General features: G+C 58.6%; 2 protein-coding genes. Both read left to right on the top strand.

Annotation, left to right across the window (positions count from 1 at the left end):
* Nucleotides 1-841 (top strand): ATP-binding protein (locus AB4Z51_RS44970; protein ID WP_441499774.1); only part of this gene is annotated, 841 nt, incomplete at its 5' end.
* Nucleotides 842-954: 113 nt separating this feature from the next.
* A partial coding sequence (locus tag AB4Z51_RS44975; protein ID WP_352475093.1) for a transposase occupies nucleotides 955-1,039 on the top strand: 85 nt, incomplete at its 3' end.

Below are 1,039 nucleotides of genomic sequence, written 5' to 3' on the forward strand. Positions count from 1 at the left end.
GGTTAGGACTGTCGAGGAAAGCTCACTCTGGGCCACGCTGGTGGATCCGAACCAGCTCGAGAACGCGCTGCTCAATCTTTGTATCAATGCCCGGGACGCAATGCCCGACGGAGGAAAGATTACGATCGAGACGGATAATTGCACGTTGGACCAGTCCACTGCTGCCGAGCGCGAAATGAAGGCCGGCCAGTATGTTACTCTTTCTGTCTCCGACACGGGCATTGGCATGACCGACGAAGTCATCCAGCGCGCATTCGACCCGTTCTACACGACGAAACCTTTGGGGCAGGGCACCGGATTGGGCCTCTCGATGATCTACGGGTTCGCTAAACAGTCCGGTGGTCAGGTCCGTATTTCGTCGAAGCCAGGAGCGGGCACGACGGTTCATATCCTTCTGCCGCGGCATGACGAGAGGGATTCCGCGGCGGAAGACGTCGCGGACTTTGCGGCCGCGCCGAGGGCCGGTGCCGGCGAGACGGTTCTCATCGTCGATGACGAGCCGTCAGTCCGGATGCTGGTGACCGAGGTGCTTGCCGAGCTCGGCTATACAGCGATCGAGGCTGCGGATGGGTCAAGTGCGCTGCGAGTTCTTCAATCGGATGTCCGCATAGACCTGCTAGTGACCGATGTCGGACTGCCCGGCGGGATGAATGGGCGTCAACTGGCCGATTTCGGCCGACTAGCTCGTCCAAAACTGAAGGTTCTGTTCATTACCGGCTACGCTGAAAAAACCATCTTCGCTAGGGAACGGCTTGAGGATGGCATGGCCATCCTGACTAAGCCCTTTGCGATGGACGGCCTCGCTACGCGCATTAAGGAGATGATCGCGGCCGACAGTTAGCTCTCTGTGAGGTTCGCAAGCAACCTTAATGTCCGCTCTTCGGAGAAGATGACCTTGCCCCGCGGGTTTAATCCAGTTTGAAGTTCGTTCTGGCCCACGACAAGGACCAGAGCATGAAGCGCAGCCGCTTTTCGGAAGAGCAGATCATCGGGATCTTGAAGGAGCATGAGGCCGGCGTGTCGGTCGCCGATCTGTGCC

It is taken from the genome of Bradyrhizobium sp. 2TAF36, from assembly GCF_052114925.1.
Lineage (GTDB): Bacteria > Pseudomonadota > Alphaproteobacteria > Rhizobiales > Xanthobacteraceae > Bradyrhizobium > Bradyrhizobium barranii.